This is a genomic window from Pseudoselenomonas ruminantium (genome assembly GCF_900104055.1).
GTDB lineage: Bacteria > Bacillota > Negativicutes > Selenomonadales > Selenomonadaceae > Selenomonas_A > Selenomonas_A ruminantium_C.
This window is the reverse complement of sequence record NZ_FNJQ01000002.1, coordinates 106,952-123,046: the sequence shown is the minus strand read 5'-3', so window position 1 is coordinate 123,046 and position 16,095 is coordinate 106,952. Positions and strand designations below refer to the sequence as shown.

20 protein-coding genes are annotated in these 16,095 nt (G+C 51.6%); all 20 read right to left on the bottom strand.

The features are described from left to right. Positions 1-161: 161 nt before the first annotated feature. The 20 genes from BLQ59_RS01575 to BLQ59_RS01480 all read right to left on the bottom strand — a co-directional run bounded on the left by BLQ59_RS01575 (position 162) and on the right by BLQ59_RS01480 (position 16,091). The gene (locus tag BLQ59_RS01575) at positions 162-596 is read right to left on the bottom strand and encodes a phage tail assembly chaperone (RefSeq protein ID WP_074571132.1); all 435 of its coding nucleotides are present in this window, start codon (positions 594-596) and stop codon (positions 162-164) included. 24 nt (positions 597-620) lie between these two features. Beyond that, positions 621-1,082, bottom strand: coding sequence for a phage tail tube protein (locus BLQ59_RS01570; RefSeq protein WP_074571213.1), 462 nt, complete (start codon positions 1,080-1,082; stop codon positions 621-623). Between the two features lie 35 nt (positions 1,083-1,117). Next, on the bottom strand, positions 1,118-2,593 hold the full coding sequence (locus BLQ59_RS01565) for a phage tail sheath subtilisin-like domain-containing protein (protein ID WP_074571130.1): 1,476 nt from the start codon (positions 2,591-2,593) through the stop codon (positions 1,118-1,120). 1 nt (position 2,594) lies between these two features. Then, a complete protein-coding gene (locus tag BLQ59_RS01560) occupies positions 2,595-2,831 on the bottom strand; it encodes a YqzN/YkzM domain-containing protein (RefSeq protein ID WP_074571128.1) in 237 nt (78 codons plus the stop codon). Continuing rightward, complete coding sequence (locus tag BLQ59_RS01555) at positions 2,821-3,684, bottom strand: hypothetical protein (RefSeq protein WP_074571126.1); 864 nt, start codon at positions 3,682-3,684, stop codon at positions 2,821-2,823. Before BLQ59_RS01555 ends, BLQ59_RS01560 begins: the two co-directional genes overlap by 11 nt. 414 nt (positions 3,685-4,098) lie before the next feature. Beyond that, entirely contained in the window at positions 4,099-4,485 is a 387-nt protein-coding gene (locus tag BLQ59_RS01545) for a hypothetical protein (RefSeq protein WP_074571122.1), read from the bottom strand. Further along, complete coding sequence (locus BLQ59_RS01540; protein WP_074571120.1) at positions 4,482-4,844, bottom strand: hypothetical protein; 363 nt, start codon at positions 4,842-4,844, stop codon at positions 4,482-4,484. Before BLQ59_RS01540 ends, BLQ59_RS01545 begins: the two co-directional genes overlap by 4 nt. 21 nt (positions 4,845-4,865) lie before the next feature. Then, positions 4,866-5,903, bottom strand: coding sequence for a phage major capsid protein (locus tag BLQ59_RS01535; RefSeq protein WP_074571118.1), 1,038 nt, complete (start codon positions 5,901-5,903; stop codon positions 4,866-4,868). A gap of 24 nt (positions 5,904-5,927) precedes the next feature. Further along, positions 5,928-6,365, bottom strand: coding sequence for a capsid cement protein (locus BLQ59_RS01530; protein WP_074571116.1), 438 nt, complete (start codon positions 6,363-6,365; stop codon positions 5,928-5,930). Between the two features lie 18 nt (positions 6,366-6,383). Continuing rightward, positions 6,384-7,712, bottom strand: coding sequence for a hypothetical protein (locus BLQ59_RS01525; protein WP_074571114.1), 1,329 nt, complete (start codon positions 7,710-7,712; stop codon positions 6,384-6,386). A 153-nt stretch (positions 7,713-7,865) separates the two neighbouring features. Beyond that, a complete protein-coding gene (locus BLQ59_RS01520; RefSeq protein WP_074571113.1) occupies positions 7,866-8,843 on the bottom strand; it encodes a hypothetical protein in 978 nt (325 codons plus the stop codon). Further along, on the bottom strand, positions 8,840-10,357 hold the full coding sequence (locus tag BLQ59_RS01515) for a phage portal protein (protein WP_074571111.1): 1,518 nt from the start codon (positions 10,355-10,357) through the stop codon (positions 8,840-8,842). The genes BLQ59_RS01520 and BLQ59_RS01515 overlap by 4 nt, the downstream gene beginning before the upstream one ends. Continuing rightward, complete coding sequence (locus tag BLQ59_RS01510; RefSeq protein WP_074571110.1) at positions 10,350-11,753, bottom strand: terminase B; 1,404 nt, start codon at positions 11,751-11,753, stop codon at positions 10,350-10,352. Before BLQ59_RS01510 ends, BLQ59_RS01515 begins: the two co-directional genes overlap by 8 nt. Then, entirely contained in the window at positions 11,737-12,243 is a 507-nt protein-coding gene (locus BLQ59_RS01505; protein WP_074571108.1) for a hypothetical protein, read from the bottom strand. The genes BLQ59_RS01510 and BLQ59_RS01505 overlap by 17 nt, the downstream gene beginning before the upstream one ends. Positions 12,244-12,271: 28 nt before the next feature. Then, positions 12,272-13,450 (bottom strand): radical SAM family protein, encoded by a 1,179-nt coding sequence (locus BLQ59_RS01500; protein ID WP_218122848.1) that lies wholly within the window; start codon positions 13,448-13,450, stop codon positions 12,272-12,274. Between the two features lie 94 nt (positions 13,451-13,544). After that, complete coding sequence (locus BLQ59_RS01495; RefSeq protein WP_074571104.1) at positions 13,545-14,051, bottom strand: P-loop NTPase family protein; 507 nt, start codon at positions 14,049-14,051, stop codon at positions 13,545-13,547. Between the two features lie 6 nt (positions 14,052-14,057). After that, the gene (locus tag BLQ59_RS01490) at positions 14,058-14,648 is read right to left on the bottom strand and encodes a ParB N-terminal domain-containing protein (protein WP_074571102.1); all 591 of its coding nucleotides are present in this window, start codon (positions 14,646-14,648) and stop codon (positions 14,058-14,060) included. Further along, positions 14,645-15,289: a ParB N-terminal domain-containing protein gene (locus tag BLQ59_RS01485; RefSeq protein WP_074571100.1), complete on the bottom strand. Its 645-nt coding sequence runs from the start codon at positions 15,287-15,289 to the stop codon at positions 14,645-14,647. The genes BLQ59_RS01490 and BLQ59_RS01485 overlap by 4 nt, the downstream gene beginning before the upstream one ends. A gap of 75 nt (positions 15,290-15,364) precedes the next feature. Next, on the bottom strand, positions 15,365-15,559 hold the full coding sequence (locus BLQ59_RS15865) for a hypothetical protein (RefSeq protein WP_176756688.1): 195 nt from the start codon (positions 15,557-15,559) through the stop codon (positions 15,365-15,367). Continuing rightward, on the bottom strand, positions 15,552-16,091 hold the full coding sequence (locus BLQ59_RS01480; protein ID WP_176756687.1) for a hypothetical protein: 540 nt from the start codon (positions 16,089-16,091) through the stop codon (positions 15,552-15,554). Before BLQ59_RS01480 ends, BLQ59_RS15865 begins: the two co-directional genes overlap by 8 nt. Positions 16,092-16,095 lie beyond the last annotated feature (4 nt).

The following is a 16,095-nucleotide window of genomic DNA, read 5'->3' as shown; positions in this document are numbered from 1 at the left end:
TATCTTTTTCATAACCACGTCGTCTGCTTCGAGCTCTACCAAGATGGAGCAAATCATAAATTTCTGCTCCATCGCTGGCATAGCAAAGAATTGTCCCGGTGTGATGTGCCGTCTGACACTAAGGGCATGGAGTAACGATAAAATGTTACTCCCGCCCGCAATCAGTTTTTTACATCATCAAGGGACAGATTATAGCCGGAAACTTCAAGAACCGCGTCGCTAAGCAACTGAATTTCGCCCGCAAGCAAAAGACGCTTAATAACCTCGTTCGCGCTGGACGCCTTGAACTTTTCAAGCAATTTCGCGTCGTTCCAATTCGGTTTCACGCTGGACGCCGCAATAAGGGCAATCCCGAACGCCTCGGAATCCAGCTTGTCAACAGGGCCATTTTTGGTCTTGATGGTCTGCGTGTGGCGATCGCGGGTGCGGGAAACCTGCTTGCCCGTGAGGGCCTTAAGCGTAACAGGAATCCCCAAACGTGCCAGCGGAATAACCATAGTCGGAACGTTGTCCGGGTCTGCCGCCATCAGCTTTGCGATAATATCCGCTTCCTGCATTTCCTCGTCAATCTCGTTCTGAATGTCCTTAGTTGCCATAGTCTTTTAGCCTCCGTTTTCTTTTTACTCTTTGATAATGTCGAGAAGTTCGTACCCTTCAAAGGTAAACTTCCATTCTTCCTCAATCTCCTTCGAGTGCTCCCAGTTTGCAATGTCGATGTTATCAAACATAACATTCTGCAAACGAATGCGCTCTGCACCCCAAGCCTCCGGGTCGTCCAGCGTCACGATAAGCTCTGTACGCATAGAAGGCTTGTCGCTGTGGGCTACGACAGAAACTTCTTCGAGAAGTTCGTCCGTAACCTTATAACCGGAAATACTGCCCGTGCCCTTCAAGGAAATAACCTTGTGACGAATCCAGCGGTCGCCAGCGGGCTTAATTTCGGCCTTGCCAATCTCAACGCTCGCCTGACATTTGTTGTACTGGCTAAGCCACTTGCCTTCTTTGTAGATGTAACCGAACGTTCCAACTACTGCCCGGACGGAATCGAATCCCGCACCGCTGGCAAATAACTGCAAGTCCATCTTGAAATCTTCTTTCATAGCTGTTTAATCCTCCCTTACTTGCAAACGAAATCCGAGAAAATTTTCTCGACAACGTCCGTAATCTGCGCTTCCCACTTGAGGAAAACCTGATCCGGCTCCGGGGTAATGGTGGCGTTTGCGCCGTGGTAAGTCGGATCGCAATATACGTCGTAAGTCCCCTTCTCGATAATGCCGCCCTGAGCGCAAACTTCCATGTACTGCTTGCAAGCACCGACAAGGGCCTCTCTGCCCTCTACGATGTTGTTAATCTTGCCGATGTAGTTATCCTCGGCGGTTTTCTGCATATCGCTGTCTATGGCGTCCATCGTGCGAATGCTACGGATCTTCTTGAAGGCGTTATTCTGCTTCTGACGGAGCGTAATGAGGGTGTTAATGCCCTGCAACACCTTTACAATTCTGCCGTCATAGATAAACAGGAACACGCCGTTAGTCACGGCCTTTTCCTGCTCGGAACTTCTGCCGCCTCTCCAACGACGAGTAACATCATCGAAAGATGTTGCCGCATAGGTGGTGCTTTCGGTCATCTTCTGACCTGCGATAAGGCCCGCAACGTAAGGTGCAACTTCTGCGGAGCAGTAAGAAACGTCGTCCAGTACTACGCCGACGCCGACGTTGATAATGCCCTCATGGTTGAAACCTGCGGAGCGTGCAATGGTGTTTGCAACTGCTTCGTCCCCGGTGTCGTCTGCCGCACTACCGCCCATGATGGCCATAATCTTTTTGCCGTTCTTGCGCATATTGATAACCCAAGAGGCAACGGAAGTCTGAATGGAAGCGTCGGTAACGCCGTCCAGCGTGAGGAAATTGAACGTTTCCTGCTCCAACACATTCAGCATAGCGATATAATCTGCCGCCGTAACGCCCGTAATGCCGGAGTTGCCGCCGGAGAAAGCCGCCGAAGTAGTCGGCTTGAACGTGTTGCCGGAAAGATCCGTATTTGCCGCCGCCTTTGCCGCCGTGACGTAGCTGTTGTCCGCGTTCACGGTGTCCACAAGGCCCTGCCACGTCGTGAAACTGTAAGTCTTAAGGAGTGTCGTGTCCTCGTACAATTTCAGCGTGTAAACGCCTTCGTCCGTGAGACTGGCCGCCAGAGTTGCCCTGAAGCCGTTGCCGCGTTCGCCTTCGTACTTTGCGGAAAGGGTTACTTTGTCCGCGTTCTCTGCGTCTTTCAGCGTGAGCGTGGCCTTTGCCGCCGCGCTACTAGCGAGACGATAGCCGAGAATCTTCTTAGGCCCGCCCAAGCAACACATTCTAAGCGTTTTGTAGAATGTACTGCCGTTGGAATCCTCGATACTGCCAAACACATTCAAAATGTCCGTCTCACGGTACAGCTCCGTAAAGCCGCCAATCTTGCCCCAATGGGCTTTGTACGGTACTACGACGGTTCCCCGGTCGCCCGTAGTAACTGCCGCCAAGGCCGCCGCCTTGAAGTTCATATAAAGTCCCGGAAGTTTCGGGAGGTCTGTGATCTCCCATTCGCCGCCTGCCATATTACTTGTCCTCCTTTTTGTCTACCACAGGTTTGTGGAGAAATGCCTCCACAAACTCTTTTGCTTCCCTGACGGTGTAAGTCGCGGTCAAATCCTTGCCGCAAAAAGCACCGTCAACAACGTGCGGCCCGTCTCCAAACAGGTCGAAAGCCGCCTCTTTGAGTTCCTCCACCGTATACTTGCAAGCTACGACGGGTTCTTTTGCCGTAGCCGTGGTGGCTTTTTCGTTATCTGCCATTGTCATGGTCTCCTTTCCTGTTCAAAATCCCCTGTGAACTAAATCCCTGTATGAGCGCAACTTCCTCTTGTGGCTTTTGCGTCTTGCGGCTCAAAATCGCCCTCAGATGGCCTTGTTTCATTGAATCCGTATAAAGACTTACGTTAAGGTCTTGAAGCGTCATAAAACGCCTCTCAGCGATTTTCAGCGGTATTTTATACTGACTCCCCATGTGCTCTGAAATCAAAACGGCGATATTTGTTTCCTCAACCGCGTTTCTGCCGAACACATGGCAGGCAACCTTCTTCTGAACGTCAAAAGCGTATGCGCCTGCGTCCGTAATCTCCAAGTTGTCCAGCCTCCATAAAACCGCTGGCCGCTGGTATGTGCCTGGAATCTTCCCGCCGTAAACCTCGTAACCTTTCCCTAGTAAATCCTGCGTCCATGAGACAAGCGCGTCTACCCAAGGATCGTTATCTGCCGTGCCGCGTGTTTCTGTGGGCTGGATAGCAAGGGTATAAAAAGAGACGCACCGCGTTAGCGCGTCCCAATCCATATCCGAAATATCTTCCCCCATGCCGTCAGCAATGCAGGTAATTGCTTCGCCCTCGCCGTCAGCCAAAAACTTCATGTGTAAGGCTTCGTTAATCTCTTTTGCGAGCGAGTCAACGACTGAAAGGCTTTCCAGCTCCACATAAGGCCAAACCTCAATCCGGCCCCGGAACCCTGCCCACTCGACGTTGTCGCTTTCGGCTGTTTCCCGCACTACCAAATACGGCTTTTCTGTATCGGCGGTCGCCACCCACGGCTCAAAAACACGCCCTTCAACCTCGGGAACGCCGTCAATAAGGGCTTGCCTTATAATTTCCCGCAAAACAATCAACCTCCCCACAATTCGCTAATGGCTTGCCTGAGCTTTGCCGCCCCTTCCTCTGCAGCCGGAACGATCGCCGCGTGTGGCTCTGTTCCGGGGTGGTGTACCATCTTGACCGGGTGGCTTGCTCCATTCCAGAATAACGCCTTTTTGTTTTTGGGCTTGATAATGTGCGGGGGTGTCCCCCTTTCCAAATACTGCCCATACCTTACGCCGTGCGCAATCGTCATTGTAACGGTGTTGCCATTCGCGGTGCTTTTGCCGTTAATGCTCTGTCGTGCGTGTGCGGTGCGGTCTTTCCATGGTGCATTATCTTTAGCGTGCCTTTCCATCGTTGCCGCGACATTCTCGCAGACGAGGACGGCCATCGCCCTCTCTCTCTGAATCGCGTCCCTAACGCCGTCACAAAACATTTCAGCCCACCACCTTCAAAGTGCCGTCTATGCTTGTCCTCTGCCCTTGCCAATAGCGCGGTATAGCCATTGTTACCCGGAATCGAATCCCGTTGATGGTAAATTCGTCTGTAACATTCGGCCCTGCTTGTATATCGGCTTCGGAATCTGCCAAAAAGGCCCACGTTTCATCTTCGTCTTTGGTTCCTGCCGTCCCCGAAACAATTTTAACCGCCATTTGTTTACCGGCCTGATTAAAGATCCGGACGGTAAAGGGACCAACTGTAGACTTCTCAATCTTGCGCCCTCCCCCAGCCGGGGTTTTTAATGTGCGTTCGATAGTTATTTCCGTAGGGTTCTCGGCAATAGTAAAAGCAACGTCCTTTTTCCTTTGCTCCGCGAAATTCATATCACTCTAGGCCTCCGCAACGAGAGAACGCGGCTACTAGCTGTGTTGTCAGCCTTTGCCGCCATATCATCGTACATTTTCGCCATATCGAGACAGTAAGCCGCGTAGTCACTCCCTGTTGTGCGCTCGTAAGTTTCCTGCCCTATGGTGTACTTCTTGAGCTCTCCCGGCTGTTGTGAGGCCGTAGCGGCTTTTAACCGCCAGCCTTGTGCCGCCGCCGCGTAAATATTCGACGAGTCTGTGAGAAGGTCTGCAATGTCCTGCTCGCTGAATCCCGTATCGCTGGCCTGTCCGTCAGCCGGGATAACCTCGTTCAAATACCTACGAACCTTTCGGACGGCTTCGTCCGTAATAATCATGCGGCCTGCCTCCTTCCATCATCAGCCCGTGATGGTCAGCTCCTGAACGTTCTCGTCGATGGCCGCAAATACGCCACGGTAAGCGTAACCGACAATCTGCTGTTCAACAAGGCGGGTAAGGTCGCCAGCGTTCGCCTCAATGCGCAGATCCTGCTTGAGCAGTTCTTTGAAGCCGCGTTTCGGGCGAATGAGGTACGCCTTGTTGGTCGGAACGCCTGCATAGGTCGTAACCTTCTTGCCGACAGTCTGCGTCCAGCCATCGTAGTAGATGATGGTGCTAATGCCGGAAAGAGGCGGGAGAGTCGTGCCGCCAAAGGTATAACCGCCGCGGAGGGCCTGCTCAATATCCGGCTGGTTCGCTTTGCTGGCCAGCAGGACGGTTGCAGGACGCTTCTTGATAACGGTCTGTTTCAAGCCCTCTTTCAAGGTGTTATACAGGCCAACGAAAGGCGCGCCGTCGTTGTTCGTGCCCTTCCAAGCAGTCTTGTTGTTCGTGCCGTAGGTCGCCGTGAGAATCGGAGCAAAATGCAGGTGGTTCAGCAAGGCGTTATAGGCTTCGCCCATAGCTTTGTTGAGCATTTCGACCTGGAAAGACTGGTTAAAGTCCTTAATCTGCTTCGTATACTCGAAACCAGCGGTGTAGGTGTTAATGCGGGCGGTAGGGCCGTTCTCTGCCTCGATAGTACCGAACTTAACCTCGGAACCCTCGAAGCTCTGAGAGAATACGCACGCGCCGCGCATAGCCCACTTTGCGTCAAGAACTTCCGGCAGGTTTGCGTCGGAAATCGTGTCGTAGATAGGCTTGTAAAGCGGCTGTACTTCCTCGCGGCCCAGCTCTACATCAAGAACGACTTTACGCAGAAGTTCTTTGCTTACGTTGGAACCGCCGTAAGAAATCATTTCGCCGATGGGCTTGTTGAATTTCATGATCTCCATTTCGCCGTTGACGATCTTCTTCTCGGCAAACTCGGTCTGACCATTGCAGACAAAAGGCACTTTAGAAGTCCCGGTATAGTTCCGGCGCGCCTCCATCATAGTTTCCTGGGATACGATATTCATAATTTAATTCCTCCTTCGCCTTAATCACTCCGTACCGCTGGTTGCCGCCGCCGGAACGGTGGTAATCTGCGGATAGCGGATAAACTGAATCGTGTTGGCTTCGTCCTTTGCCTCGGAAACCTTGCCAACGACCAAAAGCCCTGCCGCGCTGGTGTCGGTAAATACGCCGTTCGTAGTGTCGAAATACAGCTCCGAACCCTTGCTGAAGGTCTTTGTGGTGTCAATCTGATCCGTAACATACTCGCACGGCTCCAACTGCAAGGCAACTTCGACGCCAGCGGTGTTCTGCGCCGCCGTGACAGTTTTCAGAACTGCCCCGAAAAAGCCGCTGAACTGATAGAACTTGCCCGCTTCGATGGCCGTCCCGCTGGGGACCGTAACGTTTACGCTCTTGCCGTCGCTTACCTTAAGCGAGGAAATATGGGTGACTGTACTCGGAATCGGCTGTCCAATATATGCCATTGTTTGTTCTCTCCCTTCTTATAATGCCGCGGTAGCGGTCGTGAAATAGCCGGAGCTATTCTCGTTGTTGCCTTCGCCCGTGCTTCCTGCCGGAGGAACGGTGTCGATGTGTGCCTGCGCCAATACGGCCTTGACCGTGTTATCCGCAAGAACGCTGTCAATCTCGCCGGAAATCTGTTCAGCGGTCGGGTTCTCCGGCAGGCGCAACATCTTCTTGACAAGGCCCTGCGCCATTTCGCCGCAAACCTTCTCTTTGACCGTCTTGTCGATAAGGTCGTCCACGCTCTTTGCATTGGCTTTGTTCAATGCCTCTGCCGCGCCCTTCACGGCCTCCATCAGCTCATTCCCGGTCTTGCCTCCGAACATTTCGCCGCAAGCCTTCTCAAAGGCGTTAGGCGCGTTCTCCGGCTGTTTGCCGTTGTCCATTTCCCCGCAAGCCGCTTTCAGGTCGTCCTGCGTGATAGTGCCTGCGTCCAGCAGGTCTTTCAGTTCTTTCTTCATGCCTGTTTCTGCTCCTTTCTGCTCCCCTGCTATGACAGGTTCCCACACTTCCCTGCGCTTAACCTCGGAAGGCTCGCCCAATAAAAGCTCTTTGCCGTCCGGGGCCTTAGAATAGGTTATCTTGTATGACCGGGACTTGCTTTCGCCGTCCTTGTCCATACTTGCAATGAAATACCCGTCATAGACAGAATTTACATAAACGTAATCGCGGTCGCCGCCTCCCAGCTTCGTGTAGGCCGCGCTTCGCAATGCCTCTCGCAATTCCTCATGGCTCGTATCTGCTGTTGGGGCTGAAATGCTGTCCATTTCCCCGCTTATAGCCGCAACACTCGTTGGCATTCCTGCCCGGTTAAGAGGAGTCCAGTCGATTGACAGTCCTTTGTAGTCTGTGACGTCTGTTTCCCCTGTGACCGCGTTCTGCTCCAACTGTGGGTAGCCGTAAATAGAAACCTGTGAAACTGCTTTCCCCCGCACCCAGCGTTTTAGATCCGGGGCTGACTTGTCGATAAGGCCACGGAAATACGCAACGCCCTTATCCATCTTCGCCCCTATCCAATGCGTGACAGGTTGCGGGAACTCGGTAGCGACATTCTCTGCCTTTTGGTGTCCCAAAAAGCCTGGCAGGCCAACGCTGTTTACTTCGCCAACAATGCTGTTAAGCGCGTTCGCGGTGTAGTTCCAGCCGCGGGTGCTCTTTCCTGCTGGTACTGCCATAACGACTTCCAGCGGATCATCGTCCCCGGCCTTAAGCGCGTCAACGTCTGCCCAGCCAGCAACAGGAATATCGTCTACCGCCATTTCGCCAGATATGTTCGCCCTGAGTGCAATAAATCTACTCTTAGCCATCTTTGCTCACCTCCTTTCGTTGAATTTTGCCCGTAAAAAAAGCATTTACCCTGTCGATAAATGCCCAATACAGCAACATAATGCAACACGCGACAATGACGAAAACGTCCCGCGCTATGAAACAAAACTCTCTCCACTTTTTCATCATAGCTCTTACCCCTCGAAAGGCTTGTAATGTGAGTTGTACCATTTCTCTATATCCTTCTGACTGCTCGGCTCCTTCTTCCATTCCTTGAGTCGTTTGATGAGGCTGTCAATATCCTCCGGGGCTGGTTGAATCGTGCATAGGCAATTCGGGTGCGCTGGAGAAATAGGGCAATCCCCTGCGTTGTATATGCCGTCGCCGTTCTCCCCGCCGTGCGCGTACTGGTCGCAAATGTCTGTCCGGGGGTGCGTGTTGGACAATACCCAACGAACCTTCTTTATGGCTGGACTGGCCTTTGCTGACGCTATGGTAGCTTCGCCGTATGCCGCCGTAAGCTCTGTTCTTGCCAGCCGCAAGGCGTTGTAGTCGATATTCTGAGGTATTCGGCTCCCCATGCGCCTCATCATGTTTGGGAACTTTGCCGACGTAACCGCCGCCCCCTGATTAACATAGGTTTCCAAGGCCCGTGCGACTTTGACAGCGTCCTCCCCAACTCCGACTTGAACAATCGCCTTCATACTATCCCGCGTTTCCTGCGAGATCCGCCATATTCGATTGGAGATTGTCAGCCCGTCCTTGTAAATCTTCGCATAACAGGCCGCAACTGCCCTCTGTCGCTGGAAATAAAAGCTCTTTAGCATAGGGGCCGTTTCAATCCCTGCCGCCCGCAGAACGTCCAAAGAGACGTACTCTGAGAAGTTTATTCCAGCCGCCGCCCCAGTGCTTATGGCGTTCTCAATCTCAAGGCGTAAATCATCGAAAAGAATACTCCCCTTGAAATCCTCGTCAATGGCTTCAAGGAGGGACTCAATGCCCCTGTTGGCTTGATAAGCCGCAAGAACACGTTGCAAGGCGTTGTTGTAAACCCTCGCTATATGGCGGTCGGTCGTCGCTAAAGCTCGAAGGAGCTTCTTCCTGCTCTCCAATGCCTGTATTTTGTACCTGCCCGCCGTGGCTTTTATTTCTGCCAGCTCCCGGCTACTCATTCATTGCCTCCTAATTCCCGGTCAATTTCCTCCATCTGCTGTTGCTGTGTGAAGGCTTCCTCAATAGGCTGGTTCAAAAGGCGGCTTGCCTCAATGCGTTCCTTTTCGCCCGATTCGCCGTTCTTGCCTTCCCACTCTTTCATGGTGGAAATATATCCAGCAAGGTAGTTAACCGCGCTCTCTGCCGAAATGATATTGCTCCCCATAGCCATTGTAAGGGCCTGCACAACGTTATAAAGCGTCTGTGCGTCGGCTTGTTCGTCCTTGTCCATAACCGCGTCCCAAGTAACCTCGTTCCCATAAGAGGAAAACCTAGTGCCTGTGACGCTGGATAACATAGCTAAGGCCATGCGGGCAAATAACTGCCAGCCTTCCTCGACCTGTTCCCTCTTGCGGTCAATCCTCCGGCAAAGTATCGGGCTTTGCTCTTTGGTGCTGGCCTGCGAACTGGCAATGTGAACGCCAAAGGCAAACTCCGGCACTTCCGAAGTGTCGATAATGCAATAAAAGATAAATTCCAAAAGGGTTGATGTGTCCCCGATAGCGGAATTGCACTCAATGAAGTTTGCGTCTTCATCGGCCTTAAGCAGGAATAGATCCTTCCCGTTCATGTCGATTTTGGCTTCCCTGCCCTCGGCAATGGCCTTTATTGCCTCCGGGAAATTGTTGGCCAAGAACTGCTTGACGTCTTCCAGCTTGAAAGCAACCTTCGGTGTGCTGTGCATTTTACTGCCGCTTATGGCGTGAATCATAACATCGTGATAAGCCTTAAGAAATGGCTCAATAGGCTCTAATTCACTGTACCCGTGAAGCTCTGTTTCATCGGCCTCATTGCGGAAATGAACAATCGGAATAAATCCCCAAGGATTTGCCTCTTGCGTGCTCTCTACGCCTTCCGGCGCGTTGCCGTCAACAATGGTCGTAACCTCTGTTTTCGTAATGCGCTGTCGGAAAGTGTATTCCTGGCTGTCGCCGTTTTGGTCAATCCATTTGTTTTTGGTCAAGATTGTCACGGCTGTGTAGTCGTGCGTAACCGGGTTGTACTCTATGCCCCCGGTCGGTATCTGTTCGGGCGGGATAATAACGCACCCCAGCCGCGTCTTTGTGTTGTTCTCCGGGTAAAGGGTGGTGTCTGCCGGGAGATTAACCAGTCGTAGAAAGCACTCGCCGTCAATGAGGTTCTTTTGGTGTACCCTCTGCATAACGCTCGGCAAATCCTTCACAAATGCGTCAAGGGCCTCTTGCGCCTTTTCATCTTCGCATTGGAACGTCGGTATGCCCATAAAGCCCGCGAGCGTATTTATGATAGGCTTCGCGAAACCTGCTCCCAGCTTGTACTTGTCGTCCCGATTGTAATATAAGTCCCGCGCCCGCTTGTAATCGACGTGCCCCGCGATATTCAAAGAATATGGGGCCGAATACATATTTCGGACATTGAAAAACCAATTCGCCGTTCTAAGGCGGCTCATTTCGCCCTGTGCCTTTGTCAGCCAGCGACTAAAAATATTATCCATACAGCTTTACCCCTCCTAATAACGCCGCCAGTCCTGGATCTGTCTCGCCCCCGTTCGCGAAGGCAAGCACTAAAGCGTCTGCCCGGTCAGGCGAGCGGTGTATCCTCTTTTTGTAGCTCTTTTTATCCTCCAAAATGATTTGGTCGCGGCTGTTCACGGAATATTTGCGGGTGGATAACTGCGCCGCGAGTTCGTCGTCCTGTGGCAAGGAAATATCCCCGTCTACAAGGCGTTGTTTAAGTCCACACCATTGCTCTGTTACCCAGTTTGCATAATGCTCCTTGTCGTTGGCTCTGCCGCCGTTGTGGCAGGCCACCACATCAATGTTTAGACCGTCCTGAAGAATAACCTCCCTCAATCGGTCTGTGACGCCGCCGCCCACGCCGTCATCATCGACGCGAATAGTAGCGAAAGGCTTTGCATAGTCCTTCATCATGCCCTTCGTGATGTTCAACAGCTTGCCGCAGGTGGTCATTAGATCCTGCTTTGTGAAGTGAAACAATCCGAGTACCTTGCTCCCTATCCGTGGCACGATAATCGTTTCATCGTCGCCGAATCGCGCTATATCCGCGCCCACATCGAGCATGACGTCCGCGTCTACGTCTGTTTCCGCGTCCCTCATCATAGCGGCTTCCACAAGTTCAAGAGGGATAAGGCCGTCCGGCTCTGCCTTCGGGAACTCCCCGAGAACACGAACCCGGACAACGTCTGAATCCATGCCGTATTGCTTAATGAGTCGCTGGCTGTATTCGTCAGATACGCGGGCCGCGTCCATGCAGGAAACGCGCTTCGTCCAATACAAATCTCTATCCTCGAAGAATGACCGCTTAAACACGCCGCTATTCTTCGTCGGGTTGCCGCAAAGAATCAACTTCGCGTCCGAGGTCGTCAGCGCGCCTTCGATGGTCTCGTAAATCCCGTCGTCAATGCCGCTGGCCTCGTCACAGATAAATAGCAAATGTTCTTCGTGGAAACCTGCCATATTTTCAGGCTTGCTGGCTGTCCTTGCGGTGGCGAACCACCTTTCAGGCATTGCCCGCATTGTAACCTTCGTCTTTTGCCACTCGAAAAGCTCGTCCAGTAACGGGGAACGTTTCAGCCACTTTGAAATCTCCGGCCACAGTATGTCAAATAACTGCTGTTGAGTCGGGGCCGTGCATGGAATTTTCGGATAAGGCCGCGTAAACAGAAACCAGCTCACACACCAAGCCTCGAAAGCCGTTTTCCCTACGCCGTGTCCTGACCTTACAGAAATCCGGGGCTTTGTCCCAATGGCCTGCAAGGCTTCTTCTTGCCACTTGTCCGGGTGCGCGTCCAAAACGTTGACAACAAACGCCGCCGGATCTGTAATGTACCGCTTCATTTGCTGTGCAAATTCCTCAACATTCGCCGCCATCGTCTTTATCGTTCCCCCATGCCTTTTCCAAAATCTCTGCCAGCAGGAGGGCCGTGTTCTGCTCACTCCCTGCCTGCTTATTATCCTGCTTCTGCCTGTTTTCGCTCTCTAACATCGTGCCGAACCGCAAAAATTCCCGTATGTCCGCAGGCTTCATTTCCTCCGGCTTCATTTTCTCCAACGCCTGTAAGGCTTTGCCTTGAATAGATGTGCCTATTTTGATATGGCGTTCAATCATCTTTTTTCGGGCTTTTTGGACTTCCAACTGCTCCTTGCGGTCGTTTTCCCGGTCGTACGCCGCGACTCTTTCCTCCCAGCCGTATTGTTTCCTCCACCTACGGACAAGAGTGTAACTTTTTTGTAACGTTCGCGCTACGGCTATAACCTGCCGCCCCGGACCGAAATTTTTGTAAATCGAGAACGCCTCGTAGGCTTTTTCTGTCTCCCCCGGTTGGCGTTCCCAAGGGTAGGCACTATCTGTTTTCTTCAAGCCTCCTTCCCCCTCTTGCTATTGGCTCCTACTTGCCATTGTATTTGTAAATGACATCTCCATTTTCATCAACGCCGCAAGGCTTCAAAATGCCGCCGTAACCATTCGCGGGGCTTGTCGCTCCTTTGACGTTGTTCCAGTTGTTCCGAAGGAACTCTGCCATCGTCATATCGTACTTAAGGGCACGGGCTTTGTTGCTCCCGGTGTTGTATTCCTGTGCGCTGGCCCATCTGAACCCGTTGAAAAACTTGTAAATCTCCGGCTTGATATCCGAAAATCTGACTTCGCCCTTCGTCCGCGCAATGATAATGGCCTGCCCAATCTGCCCCCCCTGACTCACATTCCACTCGGGAGGAACGCCGCAACAATTACAAGCGTCGTTACACTCCCGGCAGAAAGCGTCCGACACATGGAACCGCAATCCGAGCTTGTGCGTGTAGTCTCGCATTTCTCGGATAATCGGGGCCTTAATCTTTCGGGAAAGCCGTTTGTACCCGTTCTGCTTGCTGTTCTTCATGTAGAAGGAGTGAATATCAAACCCGCAAACCTTGCTCATGGCCGCGTAGCGGGCTTTTAATTCCGCGTCAGCTCTGCTCTCCATGCAGAAGAATTCAGTAGTAACGGAATCAGCTCCGGCCTCTGCCGCCTTCGTGATAAGCTCCTTCCAATCGTTGCTTACGCCGATAATAAAAGGTCGCAGACGCAACGTAACATGAATCCCTGCCTTTGCAAGGTTTGAGATAGCCTTAAGGCGGGCGGTGGAGCTGGGAACGCCTTTTTCCATCGCTTTTGCTTTGTGGTCGTCTGCCGTGATAATGGAAATCTTGACGTGCCAGTTGTGCTTGTGCTTTCGGAAAAGGCTCATGTATCTTTCGTCCTGTGTCCACCATGCCGCTTTGGTACTGAAAGAAAGCGGGTAGTCAATCTTGTCGAAATACTTGAGAAGTTCCAGCGTCACGCCGTATCGCCGTTCCCATTCGTCAAATTCGTCTGCAAGGCCGCCCCACTGCATAATCTTCCTTGCCTGGATATATGGGAAGAATTGCTTTTGTACCGCGCTTGCGCTTTCGTCGTGAGCAAAAGCTTTCTCGAATAGGTCAATGACCTTCTTCGGGTCTACGCTCCGAATCTCAATCTGTCCTGCGTTCTTCTTGCTGTTGTAGCCCTTCAAAGTGTGGCTCTTTTGAAAAAACGCGAAACAATACAAACAGTTGTATGCACACTTGCTGTATGTGTCGAATGTCATAGGCATGGAGCAATCAGGAATCTCCATGCTCCATCGTGGTGATGGATAGTTCTGCTTAATCTGTGGTCTTTCTCCCAATCTCTTTCGCCTCCGTATTTATCGCCTTGCCTCTGAAATACTTCCTGTACTTCAGAAAGTTGTTTTTGCTCTTTGTTTTGGTCGCCTTCACAAATGCCGGTGTTATGTCCGAACCTGCCGCCCGCAGTCGCCGCATAGACTCTGTAATACTGCAATAGACAAGAACTAACTGAACGTGCTCCGAATACCGCATAAGGAACTTCATCATAGCCGCGTTGTTTATCCTGTCTCCTTCTAGGACGATGTGCTTGCCCTGCATAACCAGCTTTTCAACCTGCCGCCGTATAGCCTCCCCGGCTGAATAACTGAGTGTATCCGTGCCCTCGCAACGAATCCCCACGTTATATTTCCCCATGGCGCAATATTTGCCGTTGGTGGTGTAGGTAACAAGATCTTCAACGACTTCAAGCTCGCCTTGAAGAAACTGCCTTTTGACGAAAGACGTTTTCCCGGCCCCGGCCTGCCCTATAATCACGAATATCATAGGCCGTTACTCCCCGAACCTAATAACCGTCGTATTACTGTTCGCCTTGCACACTCCCGGTAATCCTTCCCGATCAATAAATGCCTGAGCTTCCTCTGCGTTCCTGAATCGTGCCGTGATAATCCAAGCGGCCCCGTAAAAGTTCACATCGTCCTGCCAGTCGTTGTCGCCTTCGTCCCAATCTTCGTCGTCTATGCCGTCGTTGCTGGCAAGCATAACTGCTATTTCGTCGGGACCGAACCCGGTAAAATACAAGTTCTCGGTGTCCATATCGCGCAACATCTTTTCCAGCTTCGCGTTGTCCCATTCGCCTTTTGCTTTGTTGAGTGCAAGGTTAAGGAGCTTTTCTTCCTTCTCCCCAAGGTCAACCACGGAAACGGTCGCCGTCTCCCGACCTAAGAACTTAAGAACCTGTAACCGCTGATGGCCTCCGACGACGTTCCCGGTTCGCTCGTTCCAAACAATAGGCTCCACGTCCCCAAAATGCTCTATGCTCGTTTTCAGCTTCTCAAATTCTTCCATACCCGGTTCCAACGTCACGCGAGGGTTGTACGTCGCCGCGTTCAGCTCGGACAGGCTCTTTTCTTCAAGTCTCATTCGTCCCGCGCCTCCTTTGCGTAATCGAGAATGACGTTGCGGGTGCTGTCAAACTCTTTTTCTATGCCGTGCTCTGTCAGCCATGCTTCGGCGGCTTCCTGCGTTGAAAAGCTCAAATACACCTCAAAAGGCTTCTCCGGGGTGTTTTCGGCCTCTCCTATATCTTCCTCCCCTTCGTCGCCTTCTGAGGCTTCCTGCCCTTCCTGCGCCGAATCATCATCGCTTCCGCTTTCCTGTTCCAGCTCCCGGAGAATATCATCAACTTCCTCATTGCTGAAACCAATGGAGGTAACTGCTTCCTTGTCCAGCTCCCCAATAAGGTCTTTCAGCTTGCCCCAATCCCATTCGCCGTCAATCTTGTTAAGGGCGATGTTCAAGGCTTTTTCTTCGCCTTCGTCAAGGTCTACGATGGCGGCCTCTGTTTCCTTCTCGCCCTGCTCCAAGAGAATCTTGTAACGCTGGTGGCCCCCAACGAGGACGTTCTTACCGTCCCGGATATTCACAATAAGCGGCTCAACGAATCCGAACTGCTCAATGCTGTTCTTAATGGCTTCGTACTGCGCCTCTCCCGGCTGTAGATCCTTTCGTGGATTGTACGGGGCCGGGTTAATGTCAATCAACCTAAATTTCTTTGTTTCCACTTTCCTGCCTCCTAGATGTTATTGCAATGAAAAAGGCCCGAACCTGTTTTGCTCGTGCCTTGTGGCTTCCGTTTTTCAATTTTCGATGATACTATTATCGCACATAAAAAAGACAAAAACCGCACCGTTATGCCCATGATTATACACATAAAATCGATATAAAAATAAACCGAAAATGCCGCGTTTTTCGTCGGTTGAGTTTTCCACAGTTTTACCCACATTATCCACAATAAAAAGAGGCAGGTTAATTCCTGCCTCTTGCTTACTCATAAAATACGAATAATTGTTGTTGTTCGGGTAATGCCTTGTTCCCGAAAATCATAAATGCCATTTCCTTTATAGCTTTCCTTGACCGTTCCCTTGCCCACTTCTCTGTGAAGAACTTTTCCGCGCTCAAATCTCCCCAGCTTCGATGATCAATAAAATGGCCCTTAATCAGGAATCTATCATCGGGCTTAAGCTCGTTTATGGCCCGGTCAACCTTGTGGAGGATCCTCTCTATGTTCCGAATGCTTTCCTTGTTCTTATGAATCATATCCATAATTTTCTCGTGTTTCGCCGCTAACTGCTCAACTGCATTCAGCTCCGGGGTTCCACCTCCCGGCTGGCTGTCATACTTTGAAATTGGAGCCGCAATATCTAGCTCTATGGCGTGTTCATACGCTTCAATATCATCATTCAGATTAGCAATAGTCACTTTGAACTGGCTGTACCTTTTCAAGTAACTGCGTGTCGTTTCGATGTAATCGCTGTACTCTCTCAATATTGCTCGCTCCTTTGCTGGTAGTATCGTCATTCTCATGTAG